Below are 1,123 nucleotides of genomic sequence, written 5' to 3' on the forward strand. Positions count from 1 at the left end.
GCAGCACACGCACGTCCACCGGCTCCTCTCGGTCCCACACCAACCCCACGATGAGCGCGTACGCGCGAACCTCGAGTTTGCGAAATTCGGGACGTTCCGCTTCCGCCGGCAAACGCCCGATACTGTCTTCGATCCGGCTGCGGACCCGCGACCAAACATTCTCGGTCTCTTTGATCTCGTCCCGCAACTCGATCGTGACCGCACTGATACCCACGCGGCTGATCGATCGGATCTCTTTGATCTCTTCAATATCTCGCACACGGTCTTCGATGACTTCCGTCACCAACGTCTCAACGCGTTTGGCGTCGGCCCCAGGCAACCGCGTGTAGATGATTGCCACCCGTTGCTCCAACACCGGATCTTCCATCCGTGGCAACACCGCCATCGAACTGAGCCCGGCGACCAGGATCAACAGCACGATCAAAACGAGAAGCCGTTGGTCATGAAAAAACCGAGCCGCGAGACGTTCCACCCAATCGCCTCGGTCGCTCAAGTCAGACGCGACTGCATCGTCGCCTCGATCACCTCGCCCCGTCACCGCCGCGAAACCTGGATCGGTTGTTGGCCAGGTTGCGAGAGCAAAGGCTTGCTTATCCGTACCCGTACGGCAACGCCTGGACCGATCTGCCCGACTCCTTCAGCGACGATCCATTCTCCCGGTGCCAGCATCCCGTAGACGAGCGTCAGCGATCCGGCGGTTCGCAATACCTGCACCTCACGTCGTTGAACGATAGCCTCTGAGTAGCCTTCGATATCCTGGTTCCCGGTCAACGCCTCATCGTGTTTCGGCTCGCTAGGATTGTCCTCTCGTTCGCATTCTTCCGGCACCGCGACGTACACCGACCACAACCCGCGAACGCCCCTGACCAATGAATCGGTTGGGACCCAAAAAGGGTCACTCAGTGATTGTTCCCTCGCCAATGCGGCCTGATCCTCACCGCCCCACGGAACCCACAACGTTGCAGTCTGCCCGATGTGCACTGCCTGAGAAGCCAACCAATGCATCCGTCCATCCGGACCGATCCGGGACAATTCAACGTCGACTCCCCGTGTACGCGTCACATCATCGACCTGGGGCTGCATCCGCACAACTTCACCGCAGAAGTAACCTGCATGACTATTT

The 1,123-nt window shown here is 59.3% G+C and carries 1 protein-coding gene and 1 pseudogene; both read right to left on the reverse strand.

Annotated elements, in window-relative coordinates; all coding sequences use genetic code 11:
* A partial coding sequence (locus RSSM_RS16430) for an efflux RND transporter permease subunit (protein ID WP_044302770.1) occupies window positions 1-538 on the reverse strand: 538 nt, incomplete at its 3' end.
* A pseudogene (locus tag RSSM_RS33790) lies at window positions 535-1,123 on the reverse strand (hypothetical protein); the annotation flags it as partial. The pseudogene RSSM_RS33790 and the gene RSSM_RS16430, both read right to left, overlap by 4 nt.

Origin of the sequence: Aporhodopirellula sallentina SM41 (genome assembly GCF_000346505.1) — a bacterium.
GTDB classification, from domain to species: Bacteria; Planctomycetota; Planctomycetia; order Pirellulales; family Pirellulaceae; genus Rhodopirellula; species Rhodopirellula sallentina.